Below are 19,116 nucleotides of genomic sequence, written 5' to 3' on the forward strand. Positions count from 1 at the left end.
CTGCGAGCGGCGCGGGACGACGGTGGCCCGACGATGGAGAGGGCGGCTCAGCCGCCGTGGAGTGCGGGCACGATGAGGTAGATGCCGTAGAGGACGGCGAGGCCGCTCAGCGCGAAGCACGCCCAGGCGCCGACCACCGCCATCCGCTTCTGACCGTCGGTCAGCGGGCTCTTGCGCGCCGCCTTCGCGGCCCGCTTGGCGGCCTTCGCCGCCTCCTCCGGCGTGATCACGGTGATGGCGTCGGTGAACTCCGCCGGGGCCACCACGGGCGTACGACCGCCGATGGTGAGCAGGCGGATGCCGAGGGCGTACGCGCTCACGACGACGCTCGCGCCGACGAGCGAGGCGACGAGCACGATCACGAACGAGATCCAGTCGATCACGAGGTCACCTTCCGCTTCGGCTCGGGGCTGCGCTTGATCTTCACGGCGCGGCCGGAGTCGGCCACCTCGCTGAGCACGTTCCGGTGCGACACCTCGTCGCGGCGCGACCACAGGAAGATCCCGCCGATGATGACGGCGGCCGCGACCGCGTCGATCAGGACGCCGACGACGCCCATGGTGGCGACGAGCGCGGCGAGCGCGCCGACGCCGCCCGCGGCCGGCAGGGTGAGGATCCAGCCGATGCCGATCCGCCCCGCGGTGCGCCATCGCACCTTCGAACCGCGACGGCCGAGGCCGGAGCCGATGACCGAACCGGAGGCGACCTGCGTGGTCGACAGCGCGAAGCCGAGGTGGCTGGACGCGAGGATGGTCGCCGCCGTCGCGGTCTCGGACGCGAACCCCTGCGCCGGCTTGACGTCGGTGAGGCCCGTGCCGAGCGTCTTGATGATGCGCCATCCGCCCATGTACGTGCCGAGCGCGATCGCGACGGCACAGGTCACGACGACCCAGAACTCCGGCCCCGATCCGACCGGCTGCGCGCCGACGGAGATGAGCGTGAGCGTGATGACGCCCATCGTCTTCTGCGCATCATTCGTGCCGTGCGCGAGCGCGACCAGTGAGCTGGAGAAGATCTGCGCATGCCGGAACCCGTCGCGGCCGTCGGGCTTGCCGTCGTAGCGCCGAGTGATCGCGTACGCGAGCTTGGTCGCCGCGAACGCCACGAGGCCGGCGGTCAGCGGTGCGAGCAGCGCGGGCAGGATGATCTTCGACAGGACGACGCCGCCGTCGATGGCCTGGATGCCGAAGCCGACGAGTGCCGCGCCGATGAGCCCGCCGAACAGGGCGTGGCTCGAGGACGACGGCAGGCCGAGCAGCCACGTCACCATGTTCCAGGTGATGGCGCCGATGAGGCCGGCGAAGATGAGCTCGGGCGTGATGAACACGCCGTTCTCACCCTCGCGGATGAGCCCGCCCGAGATGGTCTTCGCCACCTCGGTCGAGAGGAAGGCGCCGACCAGGTTGAGGACGGCCGCGAGCGCCACGGCGACCTTCGGGCGCAGCGCACCCGTCGCGATCGGCGTCGCCATCGCGTTGGCCGTGTCGTGGAAGCCGTTCGTGAAGTCGAAGAAGAGCGCCAGCGCGATGACCAGCACGACGATGAGGGTGAGATCCACCGGCGTCTTTCTGTCGTCGGCGGACCGGGGTTCGCCGGATGTTCACGGGAGGTGGGTTGCGGAATTCGGCGAGCGCCGAGCCCCGTCGATCCTACGCGACGTGATCGAGCTCATCCACCACGGTCGCGAGGTCCTCGCCGAACACGTAGGTCCGGCCGACCGTCCCGCCCGCGAGCACGTCGGGCAGCCACCGGCGCGCGTCGTCCCACATCTCGGCGAACGGAACGTCGTCGAGGCCGAACCACTCGGGGTCGAGTTCGTCGGAGGGCACCGGATCGCCGGCGAAGCGCCGGACCACGAACACGTTCGAGGCCTGGCTCCACGCCTCGCGGTGCGGGAAGAGGTAGGTCAGGCGCCCCCGCGCCTCCAGGTCGCCGGCCGCGACGACGAGCCCCGACTCCTCCTCGACCTCGCGCACCGCGGCGTCGACGGCCGACTCCCCCGGCTCGAGCTTGCCGCCGAGCCCCACGTAGTTGCCCGCTCCGAGGCCGTGCTTCTTCCGGCCGAGCAGCACCTCTGTGCGTCCGCCGACCTCGCGGAGGACGTAGCAGACGCAGACCTCCGGCAGCGGCATCCGCTCAGCCGACATCCGCTCAGCCGAAGAGGATCCGCGCCTCGTCGTAGCGCGACTGCGGCACGACGTTCAGGCCGCCCGTCGCATCCGCGATCGAGACCCGCGCGATGTCGGTGCCGCGAAGGGTCACCATGCTGCCCCAGGCACGGTCGACCGCGGCGTCGACCGCGGCCATGCCGAGTCGCGTGGCGAGGACGCGGTCGTACGCCGACGGCGCGCCGCCGCGCTGGATGTGGCCGAGCACGGTGTGCCGCGACTCGATGCCGGTGCGCTCCTCGATCATGGGCGCGAGCTTCTCGGCGATACCGCCGAGTCGCGGCCGGTTGAACGCGTCGAGGCCGAGGTGCGAGTGCGCCTCATCCATGGTGTCGAGCTTGAAGCCCTCGGCGACCACGATGAGGGGCGCACGGCCGCGGTCGCGCACCGACTCGACGTACTCGCAGATCTCGTCGATACCCATCGGCTGCTCGGGGATCAGGATCGCGTGCGCGCCTCCGGCCATGCCGGAGTGCAGGGCGATCCAGCCGACGTGGCGGCCCATGACCTCGAGCACGATCGCGCGGTTGTGCGACTCGGCGGTCGTGCGCAGGCGGTCGATGGCCTCCGTCGCGATCTCGACGGCCGTGTCGAACCCGAACGAGTAGTCGGTCGCGGCGAGGTCGTTGTCGATCGTCTTCGGGACGCCGATGACGGGGATGCCGCCCTCGTCCCACAGTCGGCGGGCCGCCGTGAGCGTGCCCTCGCCGCCGATGGCGATGATCGCATCGATGCCCTCGTCGTCGAGCATGCGGCGGATGTTCTCGGGGCCGCCCTGCTCGCCCTCGAAGGGATTCGTGCGGCTCGAGCCCAGGATCGTGCCGCCCTGCTTCGAGAGGCCGCGGACGTCGTGGCGGGTGATCGGCATGATGTCGCGCTCGACCACGCCGCGCCAGCCCCAGCGGAACCCGACGAACTCCGCCTCGTGCGAGATGACGCCCTTGAGCACGGAACCGCGGATGACCGCGTTCAGCCCGGGGCAGTCGCCGCCGCTCGTCAGAATGCCGATCTTCATGCCTGATGACTCCTCATGAGGTGGATCGTTCGCGGGGGTGCCGCATCATCGAGGCGCGAACGTCACGGAGTCTAGCGGGGCGCGCGGCATCCGGTCGCGTCGTGCCGAGCCGCCGTCGGCGCGCGCGACGGCGAGCGGATGCCGCGGCCCCGGCGTCACAGGGCGCCGTCGAGCGCCTGCCGGAGCAGGTGCTGCAGGGCGTCGAGCTGCACCGAGTCGGCCGAGCCGGGCTCGACGTCGCTGCCGTCGAGCGCGCGCAGCGCGAGGCCCTGCTTCTGGTCGATGAGCTCCGCGATGCGCGCGTCGACCGTGTGCGCGGCGATGATCCGCCACGCCGTGACGGGCTCGTCCTGGCCGATGCGGTGCACGCGGTCGATCGCCTGCGTCTGCTCCGCCGCGGTCCAGCTGAGCTCGGCCAGCACGACGTTCGACGCCGACTGCAGGTTCACCCCGACGCCGGCCGCGGTGAGCGAGCAGACCGCGATCGAGACATCCGCCTCGGTGTTGAACGCGTCGATCGCCTGCTGGCGCGCGACCGCGGTCTGGTCGCCGCGGATCGACACCGTGCGCAGCTCCCGCGCCGCGAAGGCGGCCTCGGCCTGGTCCATGACGTCGATGTGCTTGGCGAAGAAGACGACCTTGCCGGCCGAGCGGGCGAGCTGCGCGGCGTAGTCCGCCGCGAGGCCGGCCTTCGCCTGGCCGATGCGTCGCACCATCGTGAAGACGTTCTCGCCCGACTTCGACGACTTCGACTCCTCGAGCTCGGAGAGCGCCACCGCGCGGATGTACTGGTCGCGCTCGAGCTCGTCGAGGTCGCCCACGCGGAGCTTGCGCGACTCGACGAGGGCCCGGAATCGGCTCGCGAGCCGGTTCCCGAGTTCGCGTTCGGCGGCGCGGATCGAGCGGCCGAGCTCGTCGTCGAGTTCGACGTGGAGGTCCGCGATGCGCTTGTCGGGCAGGTCGGCGGCGACGTCGACCTTGCGGCGGCGCACGATCCCGAGGTCGATCACCGTGCGGCGCGCCTCGGCGTAGAACCCCGGCTCGGCGGGCGTGAGGCCCGTCTCCTCGAGCTTGCCGAGGAGTTCGGGCGAGGGCTTGTCGCCGACGATCCAGCCGAGGAACTGCCAGATCGCGCGGAAGTCGTCGACGTCGTTGATGAGCGGCGTGCCCGTGAGCGCCAGCAGCAGCGGGTCGCCGCCGGGCGTGTTCGAGCGGATGCGCTCGGCGAGCGCGAGCACGTTGCGCGAACGCTGCGACTGCAGGTTCTTGATGAAGTGCGCCTCGTCCACGACCATGCCCCGGAAGCCCATGGTCGACAACCACGACATGTGCCGGTCGAGGATGTCGTAGTTCACGACGACCACGTCGGCGAACGCGTCGACCGTGTCGCCGTCGCCGTGGATCACGGTTGCGCGGCGGTGCGGCGTCCACTGCTCGACCTCGCGCGCCCAGTTCATCTTCACGACGTTCGGCACGACGGCGAGCAGCGGGTAGGCGTCGGCGACGGATGCCGCGAGCACCGACTGGGCGGTCTTGCCGAGGCCCGGCTCGTCGGCCAGCAGGAACGTGCGGTGCCCCTCGCGCGCCGACTCGATGAAGCGCGCCTGATGCGGCATCAGCTCGAGGCCCCGCGGCGCGAGACGGTCGACCTTCGGCGCCTCGGGCAGCTCCATGGATGCCGCCTGGCCGCCGGAGCCCGATTCGAACGACTTGAACAGCGGTCCGAGGAGCTCCCAGTTCGCGAGCCTCCTGGCGGGCACGACGTGGTGGTCGGCGCGGCTGAAGTCGGGTGCGAGGAACGGGTTCGCGAGCTGCCGGGACTTCACCGACGGCGGGATGACCTGGTTGACCGCGATCTCGGGCGCCGGTGCCGGCTCGCGGACGATGATCAGTTCGTCCTCGCTGAGCTCGGCGCCGGACTCGAGGAGCCAGTCGCGGCGGAACCGCTGCGCGACCGTCGAGATCGACGCATCTGGCTCGAGCAGCGTGATGAGGCTCGTATCGCGCGCCGCGGTCTTCGCCAGGATCTGCGCGATGCCGTCGAGGCGCTTCAGCAGCTCGGCGCGCGCGCCGTCGCCGATCTCCGTGTCGCCCTTGACGCGAGCCCGCTCCTCGCGCATGAGCAGCGCGATGACCTGGAACTTGGTGCGGTTCGTGGGGCCCAGCTTGTTCTTCTGGGCCTTCTGCTCGACCTCGCGCACCTTGCGCGCGAGGATCGGGATGATGGGCGCGTCGTCGTCACGCGAGCGCGTGCGCTGCCGCTGCCTCGTCTGGGCCAATGGTCCTCCCCTGTCTGGGCCCGATGGGATCCGGCGATCGGGACCACGGGCGAGTGGTCGGCACCGGCCGACGGGATCGGATGTCGAGGCCGTCGTGGTGCGCCGGATCCGGAGAGGCCGAGCATGGCGGAGCGAGTTCCCCCAGCCGTCGGTCGATGGATGGATCCGTCGAGCGCCTCGGCCATTCTACGCGCGGTGGCGCGATCGACGCGAATGCCGCGCCTCAGGCGACCTGGTGCAGCGCGAAGCTGAGCAGGAAGCCGAGGGTCGCGAGCAGTCCCGTGAGGCGCTGCTCGGTCCGGAACGCCTCCGGGATCATGGTGTCGGAGATCATCGCGAGCATCGCACCCGCCGCGAACGAGGTGATCCCGGCGAGGACGGCTCCGCTCACGTCCGCAAGGAGCAGGAACCCGCCGAGCGAGGCCAGGGTGCAGGCGAGTGCGATGCCCGACCACAGCACCATCGTCTGCCGCGCCGTACGACCCGAGGCCTTGAGCGCTGCCGTCGAGCTGAGCCCTTCCGGGACGTTCGAGATCACGATCGCCGCGAGCACCGGGACGCTCACTCCCGAACCGCCCAGCATGCTGAGGCCCAGCACCGCCGATTCCGGGATGCCGTCGAGCAGCGCGCCCACGGCGATGCCCGTGCCCGTGCCGGGATCCTCCCCGCTCCCGCGACGATTGCGCTGGTCGAACCGATCGAGCTGGTGGTTGGCGACGACGTAGAGGATGGCGCCGAGCCCGAAGCCCACGACGGTCGGCCAGAACCCGCCCTCCTCCTGCGCCTCGAGCACGAGGTCGAACGCGAGCGCCGAGATGAGCACGCCGGATCCGAAGGCCAGCGTCGCCGCCACGACGGCGCGGGGTACCTCGACGACCCACGCGACGATCGCTCCCACGAGCAGGGCGCCACCCGCGGCGAGGCCGGCGAGGGCCGCCCAGATCCACTCCGACATGGCGGGAGCCTACGCCCGGGCGCCACGGAGCCGGAGTGCCGCACCGGGCGTCGGCCCCGCGGGACCTCGGTACTGTCGCCGCGCGTGATCCGCGGTTACGCTCGTGCCATGGACGAGTCGACGGGGGTCGGCGGAGGCATCGCCGACGATCACGAGTTCCAGGTCGCACAGGACGGCGAGCTCCCGCCCGAGCCCATGCCCGACGAGGACGAGGACGAGCGCCCCGTCGGCCCGGATGCGGACGACGACGTCGTCGGCATCGACGCCGAACGCCGCGTGGTGCTGCCCGACGAGCGCGCCCCGGCCGCCGACGAGGAGTGACCGCGCGGGTCAGACGCCGCCGCCGCCCCCGCCGCCGCCTCCGCCGCCGGAGGAGCCGCCGCCGCCCGAGCCGCCCGACGACGAGCTCGACGACGAGCCCGACCAGCTCGTGCTCGAGACGCTGCTGAAGGAACTCACGCTCGCGGCGAAGTACCCCGCGTGGAAGCCGCTCCGGCCGGAGTACCAGTCGGGCTCGCGCCCCTGCTCGGCGTAGAGCGATGCGAGCACCTGGCTCCACTCCCGTTCCATCCCGAAGAGCACCGAGTACGGCAGGAGCCGCTCGTTGAGCCGGAGCACGGCCTCGGGGTCGGGCGTCCCGTCGGCGCGAATCGGCCGGCTCCCGACCGGTGCGGGCAGACCGCTCGGGATCGCGCCGGGTGCGGGCGGCGGGATGTCGAGCGCCGGCATCGGCGCGCGCTCAGCACCGGTCGGCGACTGGAGGACGCGAAGGCGGTCGGCCTCGGCGAGCCGGATGTACTCGCGCAGTCCCTCGAGGTGGTCGCGCAGGGCGCGCCCGCGCTCGGTGAGCGGCCGGACGACGCCGACGAGGCCGAACGTGACGAACACCGCTGCGCCGGCGACGAGGATCGTGAGCCAGGGCCATCCGCCGCCCATCCGCTCGTCGAGGGCGATGAACCCGAACACGGCGGCGAGGACGGCCGCGCCGATCGCGAGCAGCGACAGCAGGCTCCGCACGCCACGATCCGGCTTGCGCCGCAGGCCCTCGCGCTCGACCCGGGAGCGCACGGACGTCCGCAGCCGGGCGAGCTTCGTGCCGAGCGCGGCATCCCGCGACTTCAGGTCGCGCCGCGAGCCGATCGGCGCCATCGGTCCGAACACGGCCCGGAGGACGGCCGACGCGTCGCGGTCCGCGCCCTCGATGGGAGCGGCGAGCTGGACGGAGTACTTGCGGGAACCGGTCTCGATGACCCGCACCCGGCGATCGACCGCCTCGGCGAGCAGCGTGGCCGTGATGCCCTTGGATGCCGCCTTGACGAGGTCGGCCGCCTCCATGAGCGTCAGCCGCTCGGGCGGCTCGTACTCCGCGATGATCACCCCGCGGCCCGGATGGTCGCGCCATCGTGTCGCACGCATCACCCCGGCGGTGACCGCCACCGCGACGGCCGCGAGTGCACCGAGGAGGGAGGTCATGGCCGCGGGCGAGGACGTGAACCGCTCGTCGCGCGGCTCGAAGGTGCCGGCCGTGAACCCGAGCGCCACGGTGAGGTTCTGGTACGGACCGAGGGCGTCGGCCCGCGCGACGACGATCGGCTCGCCGTCGGGCTGCACCTCGAGGCTCGCGCACGGCGTGCTGGAGCCCTCGTAGCCGCTGTAGCAGGCGACGTCGCCGGTGAACGCCTCGACGAGGTCGGGCTCGAGGCGCACCTCGGCCCTGACGACGCCGAACGGCTGGCGCCACCCGGTGCCGTTGACGTCCCAGTAGAACTCCTGCAGGTCGAGGTCGTCGGGATCGAACGTGACGTTCCGCTGGTCGTACGTGATCACGTACGTCTGCTCGCCGTGCACGAAGTCGTCGGCGGCGATCGTGACGAGCTCGAACTCGCCGTCCTCGCTGCGCTCGGTCTCGAAGGATCGCGGCACGCCGTCCTGGTCGACGACGGAGCGAATGCGGATGTCGGTCGGATGCCCGTTGTAGGTCCGCGGGATGGCGCGACGGATGCCACGGTTCTGGTCGTACTCGGGGAACACCGCGACGAGGGTCTCGGTCGTGCGGAGCGTGGAGCGGCCGTCGTCGTCGCGGCCGAGCTCGTAGACCGCGTCGAAGCTCGCGAACGTGAAGTCGTCGACGTCGGCCGCGACCGCGGCCATCGGCCGGCCGACGGGCCGCGTGTCAGATGCGACGACGATCGGCGACGGCGCTGCGGCCGCCGACACGGCGGGGCCGATCCCGAGCGCGAGCGCCGCCAGTGCGCTCGCCGCGACGAGGAGCTGGCGCCTGACCGGACGCGGGGTCGTCATGCGATCACGCTAGCGAACACGGCGCTCCGCGTCATCCGTTCGACCGACCCTCCGGCCCGCGTGCGGGCGTATCCTGACGGGGTGATCGAGGACATCAAGAAGCGGGCGCTGCACCGGACGAAGATCATCGAGGGCCAGCTCCGCGGCATCGAGAAGATGATCGAGAACGACGACTACTGCATCGACATCATCACGCTGTCGCTCGCGGTCCAGAAGTCCCTCGGGTCGCTCAACAAGCTCCTCGTCGAGAACCACCTCCGCACCCATGTGTCGCACATGTACGAGGAGGGCGGCGACCAGCGCGAGGCGGCGGTCGCCGAGCTCGTGCGCATCTTCGAACTCTCCAACAACCGGGGCTGACCCCCGGATGCCGCGGATCGAGCTCGTCGCGGGCGACCTCACGCGGGAGCGCGTCGATGCGATCGTGAATGCCGCGAACTCGTCGTTGCTCGGTGGCGGGGGCGTCGACGGAGCGATCCACCGCGCGGGCGGGCCCGAGATCCTCGCCGCCTGCCGCCGGCTGCGGGAGACGACGCTCCCGGACGGACTGCCGACGGGCGACGCCGTGGCGACGACCGGCGGCCGGCTCGCTGCGCGCTGGGTGGTGCACACCGTCGGACCGGTGTGGCCCGGCGAGGGCCCGGAGGCGATGCGGCGTCGGGAACTCCTCGAGCGCGCCTATCGCAACTCGCTCGGGCTCGCGGCCGAGCTCGGGGCCGCGTCGGTCGCCCTGCCCGCGGTGTCGGCGGGCGTGTACGGCTGGCCCGCCGACGACGCGGCCGAGGTCGCCGTCGGCACCGCCGCCGCAGCCGCCGCCGACGCCGCGCCCGGGCTCGTCAGGTTCGTGCTCTTCTCGGAGCGCATGCACGCCGCGTTCGCGGCGGCCGCGACGCGACTCGGCGCCGACGTGATCGTCGTGCGCTGACCGCGCCACCGGGCCAGCGGCGTCTCAGGTCCCTGGTGAGGTCGAGGCGATCCACGCGTCGAGGTCGCTCGGCTGGTCGGTGATGATCCCGTCGACCCCGAGCGCGCTCACCTCCTCCCAGCGGTCCTGGCTGTTGAGGGTGTAGCAGAGCACGGCGAGGCCGGCCAGATGCGCGGCGTCGATCGCCTCGGGCGCCGCGGTGACGGATGCCGCGGTGGTGCCGAAGCCGATGAGCCCGAGCTGCTCCGCGAGCGGCACCGGGTCGGCCGGAAGTTCGCGGATCAGCATGATGCGCGGCGTGGTCGGCGACACGCGCTGGATGGACTGGAGCGTCTCGATGCTGAAACTCTGCAACACGACCCGAGCCCGCAGTCCGTGGCGTTCGACGAGGTCGAGCACGCTCCGCACCTCGCCCGGGGTCCAGTCGGCCTTGAGTTCGACGAGCGCGCGGGCGTCCTCGCGCTCGGCCAGCGCCACGAGGAAGGCCTCGAGGGTGGGGATGCGCTCGCCCGCCCACTCCGTGGAGTACCAGGCGCCGGCATCGATCCGCTCGAGCCGATCGAGGTCGAGATCCTCGACCCGCGCATCGCGCCCGGCGATCCGCTCGAGGTCGGTGTCGTGGAAGAGCACGGGCACGCCGTCGCGCGTGAGCCGCACATCGGTCTCGACGTAGGCGAGCCCGTCCATCGCGAGTTCGAGCGCCGGCATCGTGTTCTCGGGAGCCTGGGAGCGGTCGCCGCGGTGACCGATGATGGCCGCTGCGTCACCGGGCTGGCGGAGCGCGCCGAAGACGTCGATCGCGTACACGTCCGTCGGCGTGGAGACGCCCCAGAGCGTGGCGGCGATCGCCACCATGCCCGCGACGGCGAGCGGGACCCGGATGAGCGGGCGCGGCGGGCGGAAGGTGCGGGCGCGGGGTCGAGCGGGGGTCGCGGTCGCTGGGACGACCGCGTCTCGGGTGGGACGCACGGAGGGGGCCTTTCCACGACCCGCGCCTCCTTGCGCGGGACCGTGCAGGTCACCCTAGCAAAGGCCGTTACCGTTTCGTTACTGTTTCCCGTTCGGTCGTCGCGGCATCCACCGGACGCGACGCCGACGCGGCGGCCTCCGCCTCCGCGGTGATCCGGTTGGCCATGCCGGCGAACACGATTCCGTGGAACGGGAACACCGCCCACCAGTACAGCCGCCCGGCGAGCCCCTTCGGGAAGTAGACCGCACGCTGCCGGTAGCGCGAGCCCGCGCCATCCGGTTCGGCCGACATCTCGAGCCAGGCCCGCCCTGGAACGCGCATCTCCGCGCGCAACCGGAGGAAGCGCGGCCGCTCGATGCGCTCGACGCGCCAGAAGTCGACCGCGTCGCCCGGGTGCAGCGTGTCCGGGTCCCGGCGCCCGCGCCGCAGCCCGACGCCCCCGAAGAGCTTGTCGATCCAGCCCCTCACCGCCCAGGCGAGTGGGAACGAGTACCAGCCGTTCTCGCCGCCGACACCCTCGATCACCGCGAACAGCGCCTCGACCGGGGCGGTCGAACGACGCTCCCGATGATCGGTGTAGACCGTGTGGCCCGACCAGTCGGGATCGCTCGGCAACGGGTCGCTCGGAGCCCCCGCGACCTCGGCGTTGCGCCAGCTCGTCTCGACCTCGCCCTCGCGCTCGCGCTCGAGCGCGAGTCGCACCGCCCTGCGGTACGGCGTGAGCCCCTCGGCAGGCGGCGGGATCACGTCGTCGATGTCGTGCTCGCGCATGACGCAGTCGAACTGGAGGGACTCGATGATCGGCACCGCGAGGCGTCGCGGGATCGGCGTGACGAGGTTCACCCACTGCCCGGCCAACCACGGGGTCAGGACGGGCAGCGCGGCGATCGGACGCTGACGGAGACCGGCCTCGACGGCGTACCCGTTCATGAGCTGGCCGTAGCGGAACACGTCGGGCCCGCCGATGTCGAACGCGCGGTTCACCTCGGGCGGCACGTCGGCCGCGCGGATCAGGTAGTGCAGCACGTCGCGCACGGCGATCGGCTGGATGAAGTTGCGCACCCAGCGCGGCGCGGGCATGTACGGCAGCACCTCGGTCAGGTGGCGGATCATCTCGAAGGAGGTCGACCCCGACCCGATCACGACCCCGGCCTGCAGCACGATCGTCGGCACCCCGGAGTCGAGCAGGATCTCCCCCACCCGCACACGCGACCGGAGGTGCCGCGACAGACGCCCGCCTTCGGGGTGCAGCCCGCCGAGGTAGACGATCCGCCGCACGCCGCCCTCCCGTGCCTGCTCGGCGACGTTCCGGGCGATCGCGAGCTCGACGTCCTCGAAGTCGCCGCGCCCGCCCATCGAGTGCACGAGGTAGTAGACGACGTCGATGTCGCGCATGGCGCGGTCGACCGCCTCGGCGTCCGTCAGATCGCCGGCCACCACTTCGACGTCGGTCGCCCAGGGCACGTCGCGCAGTCGTTCGGGACGCCGGACGATGACGCGGACCTCATGCCCCTCCGCGACGAGACGCGGCACGAGGCGCCCGCCGATGTAGCCGGTCGCCCCGGTCACCAGGACCCGCACGTGCGGCCTCCCCTCGTCGGCGTCGCACGGCCTCAGCCGTGCTCGTTCCCCCGACGATAGTCACCGCTCGCGCGAGCGAGGAGGTGCTGCGCCTGTGAATCGTCCGCACGTTGGAGCGCCGCGACGAGCTTCGCCGCGGAGCGCCCGCCCACGGTCATCACCGGGCGGCCGCCGCGCAGGACGATCACCGCACCGTGCCCGGTCACCCGGTAGTCGAACGGATCGACCACCAGGCGCCCGCGCTCGTCGGAAGCCCCGTTGCGTCCGGACATGCGCGACCGCCTACCGGAGGCTCTTCGTGTGCCAGACCGTCTTCGTCTCGGTGAACGCGGCGATCCGGTCGAGCGCCGGAGCCGCGGCATCCGGACCCTGCTCGGGTCGCAGCACGCGCTTCAGCGTGTCGGCCGCCGCGATCTCGAGGTCGACCCAGTCGAGGTCTCCGGCGCCGACGAGGTCGAGCGCGTTGACGTCGGCGTGGCTCGCGAGCCACGGTGCGATCTCGGCGGGCGATCCCGTCAGCACGTTGACGACGCCCTTCGGGACGTCGCTCGTCGCGAGCACCTCGGCGAGGCTGATCGCCGAGAGCGGGAACCGCTCGCTCGCGACCACGACGACGGCGTTGCCCGCCACGAGCGCGGGCGCGATCGCGGAGACGAACCCGACGAGTGACGAGTCCTGCGGCGCGACGATCGCGACGACGCCCGTCGGCTCGGGCACCGAGATGTTGAAGTACGGGCCGGCGACGGCGTTGGCGTTGCCCGCGACCTGGGCGAACTTGTCGGCCCAGCCGGCGTACCAGACCCAGCGGTCGATGGCCTCGTCGACCTGGGCGCCGGCCTGCGCACGAGTGAGGCCCTCGGCCTCTTCGATCTCGGCGACGAACTGCGCGCGACGACCCTCGAGGAGCTCGGCGATGCGGTAGAGCACCTGGCCGCGGTTGTACGCGGTGGCGCCCGCCCACCCGGCGACCGCGCCGCGCGCGGCGACCACGGCGTCGCGGGCGTCCTTGCGCGAGGCCTTCGCGGCATTGGCGAGGAACCCGCCGTCGGCCGCGCGAACCTCGTAGGTGCGACCGGACTCGCTGCGCGGGAACGCGCCGCCGATGAACAGCTTGTACGTCTTGGGCACGGCGAGGCGGCTCACTTCGCGGCTCCCTTCTTCGCGGGCTTGGCAGGTCGACGGGTGCGGCGTGGCTTCTCGTCGGCGGATGCCGCGGATGCGGCCTCCACGGCGCGGGGCGTGGTGCGCGCGCTCGACGTGACCGACGCGGGCGCGAGGTACGCGCCGAGCCCGTGCCGGCCGCCCTCGCGGCCGTAGCCGGACTCCTTGTAGCCGCCGAACGGGCTCGACGGGTCGAAGCGGTTGAACGTGTTCGCCCACACGACGCCGGCACGCAGCTGGTCGGCGACGGCGAGGATGCGGCTGCCCTTGTCGGTCCAGATTCCCGCCGAGAGGCCGTACGGCGTGTTGTTCGCCTTGGCGATCGCCTCCTGCGGCGTCCGGAACGTCAGCACCGAGAGCACGGGGCCGAAGATCTCCTCGCGCGCGATGCGGTTGGAGGTCTGCACGTTCGTGAAGATCGTCGGCGCGTACCAGAAGCCGTTCTCGGGGATCTCGCACGGCGCGCTCCACCGGTCGGCGCCCTCGGCCACGCCCGCGTCGGAGAGCTCGCGGATGCGGTCGAGCTGCTCGCGGGAGTTGATCGCGCCGATGTCGGTGTTCTTGTCGAGCGGGTCGCCGAGGCGGAGCGTCGACAGGCGCGTCTTCAGGCGCTCGACGACCTCGTCGTGGATGGACTCCTGCACGAGCAGGCGGCTCCCGGCGCAGCACACGTGGCCCTGGTTGAAGAAGATGCCGTTGACGATGCCCTCGATCGCCTGGTCGATCGGCGCGTCGTCGAACACGATGTTCGCGGCCTTGCCACCGAGCTCGAGCGTGACCTTCTTGTGGGTGCCGGCGACCTGCTTCGCGATCGCGCGGCCGACCGCGGTCGAGCCCGTGAACGCGACCTTGTCGACGTCGTCGTGGCCGACGAGCGCAGCGCCCGTGTCGCCCGCGCCCGTGATGATGTTCACGACGCCCGGCGGCAGGTCGGCCTGCTGCACGATCTCGGCGAAGATGAGCGCCGTCAGCGGCGTGGTCTCGGCGGGCTTCAGCACGACGGTGTTGCCCGCGGCGAGCGCCGGGGCGATCTTCCACGCGAGCATCAGCAGCGGGAAGTTCCACGGGATCACCTGTGCGGCGACGCCGAGCGCCCTCGGGTTCGCGCCGAGGCCCGCGTGGTCGAGCTTGTCGGCCCAGCCGGCGTAGTAGAAGAACCAGGCCGCGACGAGGGGCACGTCGACGTCGCGCGACTCCTTGATCGGCTTGCCGTTGTCGAGCGACTCGGCGACGGCGAGTTCGCGGGCGCGCTCCTGGATCAGCCGCGCGATGCGGAAGAGGTACTTGCCGCGGTCGCGGCCCGACATGCGCGACCAGACGCGGTCGTGGGCACGTCGGGCGGCGGCGACGGCGGCGTCGACGTCGGCGGCGTTCGCGTTCGCGATCGTCGCGATCTTCTCCTCGCTCGCGGGCGAGATCGACTGGAACGGGGTGCCCCTGCCGTCGACGAACTCGCCGTCGATGAAGAGGCCGTAGCTGTCGCGGAGCGAGAGGATCGCCCGCGACTCGGGGGCGGGTGCGTATTCGAGGAAGCTCATGTTGTGGAACCTTCCGGTTCGATGGTCGATGCGGATGCGAGTGGTTCGGTGATCGAGTAGGCCGGAGGCCGTATCGAGATCAGTCGATCGTCACGTAGTCGGCGCCGGAGTAGTGGCCGGACGCCATCTTCTGCCGCTGCAGCAGTACGTCGTTCAGCAGGCTGGACGCGCCGAACCGGAACAGGTGCGGCTGGAGCCACTCCTCGCCGACGGTCTCGGCGACCGTGACGAGGTACTTGATCGCGTCCTTCGAGGCGCGGATGCCGCCCGCCGGCTTCACGCCGATGCGCTGGCCGGTCATCAGGTGCCAGTCGCGCACGACCTCGAGCATGAGGAGCGTGACGGGGAGGGTCGCGGCGGGCTGCACCTTGCCGGTCGAGGTCTTGATGAAGTCGCCGCCGGCGAGGATGGAGAGCCACGAGGCGCGCCGGACGTTGTCGTACGTGACGAGCTCGCCGGTCTCGAGGATCACCTTGAGGCTCGCGCTCGTGCCGTCGGGGCGCCGGCAGGCCTCCTTCACCGCGGCGATCTGGTCGAAGACCAGGCCGTAGCGACCGGCGAGGAAGGCGCCGCGATCGATGACCATGTCGATCTCGTCGGCGCCGTTCGCGACCGCCTCGGCCGTGTCGGCGAGCTTGATCTCGAGCGACGAACGACCGGAGGGGAACGCGGTCGCGACCGCCGCGACCGAGATGAGCCCGTCGTCGGGGTCGCCGTGCACGGATCCCAGCGCATCGACGGCGTAGGGCACCATGTCGCCGTAGACGCAGACGGCCGCGACGCGCGGCGTCGTGGCATCCGCCGGGTCGGGGTTCATCGCCTTCGCGACGAGGGAGCGCACCTTGCCGGGGGTGTCGGCACCCTCGAGCGTCGTGAGGTCGACGAGCGAGATGATGCGATCGAGGGCCCACTTCTTGGAGGACGTCTTGATGGAACGCGTGCCGAGGCCCGCGGCGCGCTGCTCGAGGCCGACGGCGTCGACGCCCGCGATGCCGTGGAGGTACCTGCGGAGCGTGGCGTCGTCGGGCTCGCCGCCGAGCACGGCGAGCGCGCGTTCGCGCGCAGTGACGAGGGAGGTGCCGGACATGGTGGGTGACCTGTCTTTCATGGTTCGGCCGGATCAGCCGTCGAGGAGGTGGAGTGCGGTGGCCTCGTCGGTGACGAGGACGGAGCAGAGGCCGGAGCGCACGACCGCGTCGGCGACGGCGTGCTTGCTGCGCCCCGCGATCACGGCGATGCGGAGGCGTCCGTCGCGGAGTTGGTCGAGGGTGAGGCCGACGGTCCGCGCGTCGAGCGCGGGATCGACGATGTTGCCCTCGGAGTCGATGTAGCGGCCGACGACGTCGCCGACGGCGCCCTTCTGGACGAGCAGGTCGACGTCGGCCTCGGTCAGGTAGCCGCTCTCGATGTGCACCGAGGTGTGGTCGGCGGGACCGGCACTGAAGAGGTACGCGTCGGCGGACCTGGCCAGGTCGATCACCCCGGCGACGACGCGGTCGGACTCGATCGCCTCCTTCGTCGCGAGGTGCTCGAGGATCGCGGGGCTCGGCAGCAGCGTGGCGCTGCCGCCGCCCTTCTGGGCGATGGCGACCGCAGTCGCGGCCGCCGTTCCCGCGCGGCGGTTGAGGCTCACGCCGCCGTTGATCTGGACGACGTTGACCCCGGTCGCCCAGCCGTTGCGGAGGTGCTGGGAGATCTCGAACAGCGTCCGGCCCCAGCTGACCCCGAGCGTGCGCGGCACAGGCCGAAGCGCGGTGAGGTAGTCGGCCGCCGCCTGCGCGGTGCGCGCCTGCAGCTCGTCGGGCGAGGCGACGCCGGCCGACGAGACCACGATCGCGTCCTCCAGCCCGCGCTCCTCGCGGAGGCGCCGCTCGATCGGCAGGCGCCGGGCGCGCGGGTGCAGGATCTCGATGCGGATGAAGCCGCGCTGCTTGGCCTGCGCGAGCAGGCGACCCACCTTCCAGCGCGTGAGTCGCAGCGCCTGGCCGATCTCGTCCTGCGTCTTGTTCTCTTCGTAGTAGAGCTCCGCCGCGCGGATCGAGAGGAGTTCGTCGGTCTCGTCCATTCGTCTCCTTCCGCCTCATCCAGCGTAGGCAGGCGACGGCGCATCGGCAACACTCGCGTGCAAGTCTGCTCATATGAGCAGAGCGGGCCGGATGGCGCGCGCCGGATGCGGCGGCGGACGACGAGCCCGGCCCGTCGACGACCGGCTCAGCCCCGCGGCCCGGCCCCGCGACTCAGCCCCGCGCCTCAGCCCCGCCGTTCATCCTCGAGGAATCCGGCGCGCGCGACGACCATGCCCGCGACGAGCGCCGGGACGGACGTCGCGAGGAGCAGGAGCATGGGCGCGGTCCAGGCCCCGGTCGCCTCGTGGAGGAGCCCGACGGCGACCGGGCCGAGCGCCACGACGACGTAGCCGACCGACTGCACGAACCCGCTGAGGGCGACGGATCCGGCGTGCGTGCGGGTCCTGAGGTTGACGAGCACGAGCGAGAGCGGGAAGAGCAGCGGCCCGATGCCCGCGAGGGCGACCCAGAGCCAGGTGACGTTCCCGGGGGCGAGGAGCAGCCCCGCCCACCCCGCCGCGATCGTGCCCGCCGCGATCGCCACCATCGCCCGCACCCGCCCGGGACGTGTCGCGAGTGCCGGCACGACGAGCGAGACGGGCAGGCCCATCGCGGCGTAGACCGCGAGCAGGACCCCGGCCGCGGCCGGGCTCGTCCCCGCGACGTCCGCCAGCATCGCGGGAAGCCAAGCGAAGACGGCATAGGCGTTGAAGCCGGCGATCGAGAAGACCGTCGCGAGCGCCCACGCCAACGGGGAGCGGAACGCACGGCGGAGCAGCCCGGGCTCGGCCTCCTCCGGCAGCTCCGGCGGCGCGGTGCGGCGCGGGTGGACGAGCAGTGCGACCCACGGAACGAGGGCGACGAGGGCGACGGCGGCCCAGATCTCGAACGAGGTGCGCCAGCCCGCCGCCTCGGACACCGGGACCGCGACGAGCGGCGGCACGAACGTGCTCACCGACAGCGCGGTGACGTAGAGCGCGGTCACGAGCCCGATGCGATCCGGGAAGTACCGCTTGACGAGCGGCGGCAGCAGGACGTTCCCGACGCCGACGGCGGCGAACGTCAGCGCGCTCGCGGCGAAGAGCCACCACGCCGACCCCGCGAGTCCGCGCGCGGCGCTGCCCGCGACGAGCGCGACGAGCGCGCCGACGAGGACCGGCTCGAGGCCGGCTCGCCTCGTGAGGACGGGCGTCGCGATGCCGAACACCGCGTAGCAGAGCGGGGGAAGCATGCCGAGGATCCCGACCAGCGCCGTCGGGATCGGGATGTCGCGCTCGACGAGGTCGAGGATCGGCGAGAGCGAGGCGACCGCGGTCCGCAGGTTGAACGCGACGAGGAGGATGCCGAGGAGCGCCAGGGTGCGACCGCGCCAGAGCGGCCTGGTCGTCTCGGGCCTCACGAGCCGGGTCCGGGAGCGCCCACCGTCGACCGGCCTGCCGGTCGGGCCGGTCGGTTCATCAGGCGGACGCGCGCTCGAGCACCTCGGCGACGTGCGCGCCGAAGGTGCAGTCCATGAGTTCGGCGGCGTCGCGATCACGCTTGGCCGCGAGGCCGATCCCCGAGGCGAGCAGCGTGTTGATGAGCATCCCGTCGGCGAGGAACCGGTGGATCTGCTCGGGCGTGAAGCCCGCCTCGTCGCGGAGCATGCGGAACACCTGCAGGAACCCGTCGCGAGCGGCGGGACCGATGACCGGATCCGAGCCCATCATGAAGCCGTGCAGCAGCGTGAGCAGCGTGCCGCGGTCCTCGACGAGTTCGAGGTAGGCCGCCCCGAGTCGCGCCTCGCGATCCGCGGCCTCGTCGCGCGCATCGTCGACCCGCGCACCTTCGCCCGGCGCCGCGCCCGCCGCATCCTCGGCGAGCGCCGCGCGGAACGACGCCAGCAGGCGCGCGAGCGTCCGGTCCAGCGTCTCGAGGAAGAGCTGCTCCTTGGTGCCGAACAGCCGCACCACGTACGGCTGGCTGATGCCCGCCGCGCGCGCGACGCGATCGGTCGTCGCCCCGGCGTACCCGAGCTCGCCGAACACGGTCGTTGCGGCGGCGAGGATCAGCTCGCGCCGTTCCTCGGCGGGGATGCGCTCGGGTCGTGACGTCATGCTTGACATGTTATCAGTCGATAACTACATTGATCGCTTGTAATCATGCGATTACTTCAAT

General features: G+C 72.0%; 19 protein-coding genes. 3 read left to right on the top strand and 16 right to left on the bottom strand.

Translation table 11 applies throughout. The features are described from left to right. Positions 1 to 47 precede the first annotated feature (47 nt). From ACIQH8_RS00675 to ACIQH8_RS00700, 6 genes are all read right to left on the bottom strand, one after another. Positions 48 to 383, bottom strand: a complete 336-nt coding sequence (locus ACIQH8_RS00675; RefSeq protein ID WP_400993531.1) for a peptidase — start codon at positions 381 to 383, stop codon at positions 48 to 50. Further along, positions 380 to 1,558: an anion permease gene (locus ACIQH8_RS00680; protein WP_400993534.1), complete on the bottom strand. Its 1,179-nt coding sequence runs from the start codon at positions 1,556 to 1,558 to the stop codon at positions 380 to 382. The genes ACIQH8_RS00675 and ACIQH8_RS00680 overlap by 4 nt, the downstream gene beginning before the upstream one ends. A gap of 91 nt (positions 1,559 to 1,649) precedes the next feature. Beyond that, positions 1,650 to 2,147 carry an 8-oxo-dGTP diphosphatase gene (locus ACIQH8_RS00685; protein ID WP_400993536.1) on the bottom strand — a complete coding sequence of 166 codons (498 nt, stop codon included), beginning with the start codon at positions 2,145 to 2,147 and terminating at the stop codon, positions 1,650 to 1,652. Between the two features lie 4 nt (positions 2,148 to 2,151). After that, positions 2,152 to 3,183, bottom strand: coding sequence for a 6-phosphofructokinase (locus tag ACIQH8_RS00690; protein ID WP_400993539.1), 1,032 nt, complete (start codon positions 3,181 to 3,183; stop codon positions 2,152 to 2,154). A 155-nt stretch (positions 3,184 to 3,338) separates the two neighbouring features. Continuing rightward, the gene (locus ACIQH8_RS00695; RefSeq protein WP_400993541.1) at positions 3,339 to 5,462 is read right to left on the bottom strand and encodes a DEAD/DEAH box helicase; all 2,124 of its coding nucleotides are present in this window, start codon (positions 5,460 to 5,462) and stop codon (positions 3,339 to 3,341) included. Positions 5,463 to 5,685: 223 nt separating this feature from the next. Continuing rightward, positions 5,686 to 6,417: a ZIP family metal transporter gene (locus tag ACIQH8_RS00700; protein WP_400993543.1), complete on the bottom strand. Its 732-nt coding sequence runs from the start codon at positions 6,415 to 6,417 to the stop codon at positions 5,686 to 5,688. 108 nt (positions 6,418 to 6,525) lie between these two features. Between ACIQH8_RS00700 and ACIQH8_RS00705 the strand changes: the two genes are divergently transcribed. Beyond that, complete coding sequence (locus tag ACIQH8_RS00705; RefSeq protein ID WP_400993546.1) at positions 6,526 to 6,738, top strand: hypothetical protein; 213 nt, start codon at positions 6,526 to 6,528, stop codon at positions 6,736 to 6,738. Between the two features lie 9 nt (positions 6,739 to 6,747). Here ACIQH8_RS00705 and ACIQH8_RS00710 read toward each other — a convergent pair whose 3' ends face one another. Further along, on the bottom strand, positions 6,748 to 8,718 hold the full coding sequence (locus tag ACIQH8_RS00710) for a DUF2207 family protein (protein ID WP_400993548.1): 1,971 nt from the start codon (positions 8,716 to 8,718) through the stop codon (positions 6,748 to 6,750). 81 nt (positions 8,719 to 8,799) lie between these two features. Here ACIQH8_RS00710 and ACIQH8_RS00715 point away from each other — a divergent pair, with 81 nt between their 5' ends. Both ACIQH8_RS00715 and ACIQH8_RS00720 read left to right on the top strand, forming a co-directional pair. After that, positions 8,800 to 9,078 carry a metal-sensitive transcriptional regulator gene (locus ACIQH8_RS00715; RefSeq protein ID WP_400993551.1) on the top strand — a complete coding sequence of 93 codons (279 nt, stop codon included), beginning with the start codon at positions 8,800 to 8,802 and terminating at the stop codon, positions 9,076 to 9,078. 7 nt (positions 9,079 to 9,085) lie between these two features. After that, positions 9,086 to 9,643, top strand: coding sequence for an O-acetyl-ADP-ribose deacetylase (locus ACIQH8_RS00720; protein WP_400993553.1), 558 nt, complete (start codon positions 9,086 to 9,088; stop codon positions 9,641 to 9,643). A gap of 24 nt (positions 9,644 to 9,667) precedes the next feature. On the opposite strand, the gene ACIQH8_RS00725 is transcribed toward ACIQH8_RS00720, so the two are convergent. The 9 genes from ACIQH8_RS00725 to ACIQH8_RS00765 all read right to left on the bottom strand — a co-directional run bounded on the left by ACIQH8_RS00725 (position 9,668) and on the right by ACIQH8_RS00765 (position 19,055). Beyond that, on the bottom strand, positions 9,668 to 10,612 hold the full coding sequence (locus ACIQH8_RS00725; protein ID WP_400993555.1) for a glycerophosphodiester phosphodiesterase: 945 nt from the start codon (positions 10,610 to 10,612) through the stop codon (positions 9,668 to 9,670). Positions 10,613 to 10,679: 67 nt separating this feature from the next. Further along, positions 10,680 to 12,194, bottom strand: a complete 1,515-nt coding sequence (locus ACIQH8_RS00730) for an SDR family oxidoreductase (protein ID WP_400993558.1) — start codon at positions 12,192 to 12,194, stop codon at positions 10,680 to 10,682. Between the two features lie 32 nt (positions 12,195 to 12,226). Next, positions 12,227 to 12,466, bottom strand: a complete 240-nt coding sequence (locus tag ACIQH8_RS00735) for a hypothetical protein (protein ID WP_400993561.1) — start codon at positions 12,464 to 12,466, stop codon at positions 12,227 to 12,229. Positions 12,467 to 12,476: 10 nt separating this feature from the next. Beyond that, positions 12,477 to 13,337 carry an aldehyde dehydrogenase family protein gene (locus ACIQH8_RS00740; protein ID WP_400993564.1) on the bottom strand — a complete coding sequence of 287 codons (861 nt, stop codon included), beginning with the start codon at positions 13,335 to 13,337 and terminating at the stop codon, positions 12,477 to 12,479. Then, on the bottom strand, positions 13,334 to 14,893 hold the full coding sequence (locus ACIQH8_RS00745; protein ID WP_400993567.1) for an aldehyde dehydrogenase family protein: 1,560 nt from the start codon (positions 14,891 to 14,893) through the stop codon (positions 13,334 to 13,336). Before ACIQH8_RS00745 ends, ACIQH8_RS00740 begins: the two co-directional genes overlap by 4 nt. 79 nt (positions 14,894 to 14,972) lie before the next feature. After that, the gene (gene deoC / locus ACIQH8_RS00750) at positions 14,973 to 15,980 is read right to left on the bottom strand and encodes a deoxyribose-phosphate aldolase (protein WP_155051793.1); all 1,008 of its coding nucleotides are present in this window, start codon (positions 15,978 to 15,980) and stop codon (positions 14,973 to 14,975) included. Between the two features lie 33 nt (positions 15,981 to 16,013). After that, the gene (locus tag ACIQH8_RS00755) at positions 16,014 to 16,958 is read right to left on the bottom strand and encodes a sugar-binding transcriptional regulator (RefSeq protein ID WP_400993570.1); all 945 of its coding nucleotides are present in this window, start codon (positions 16,956 to 16,958) and stop codon (positions 16,014 to 16,016) included. Positions 16,959 to 17,143: 185 nt separating this feature from the next. Then, positions 17,144 to 18,358, bottom strand: coding sequence for a CynX/NimT family MFS transporter (locus ACIQH8_RS00760; RefSeq protein WP_400993573.1), 1,215 nt, complete (start codon positions 18,356 to 18,358; stop codon positions 17,144 to 17,146). Between the two features lie 58 nt (positions 18,359 to 18,416). Beyond that, complete coding sequence (locus ACIQH8_RS00765) at positions 18,417 to 19,055, bottom strand: TetR/AcrR family transcriptional regulator (protein WP_400993576.1); 639 nt, start codon at positions 19,053 to 19,055, stop codon at positions 18,417 to 18,419. Between the last annotated feature and the right edge of the window lie 61 nt (positions 19,056 to 19,116).

This window comes from Agromyces sp. GXQ0307, assembly GCF_044769845.1.
Classification (GTDB): domain Bacteria; phylum Actinomycetota; class Actinomycetes; order Actinomycetales; family Microbacteriaceae; genus Agromyces.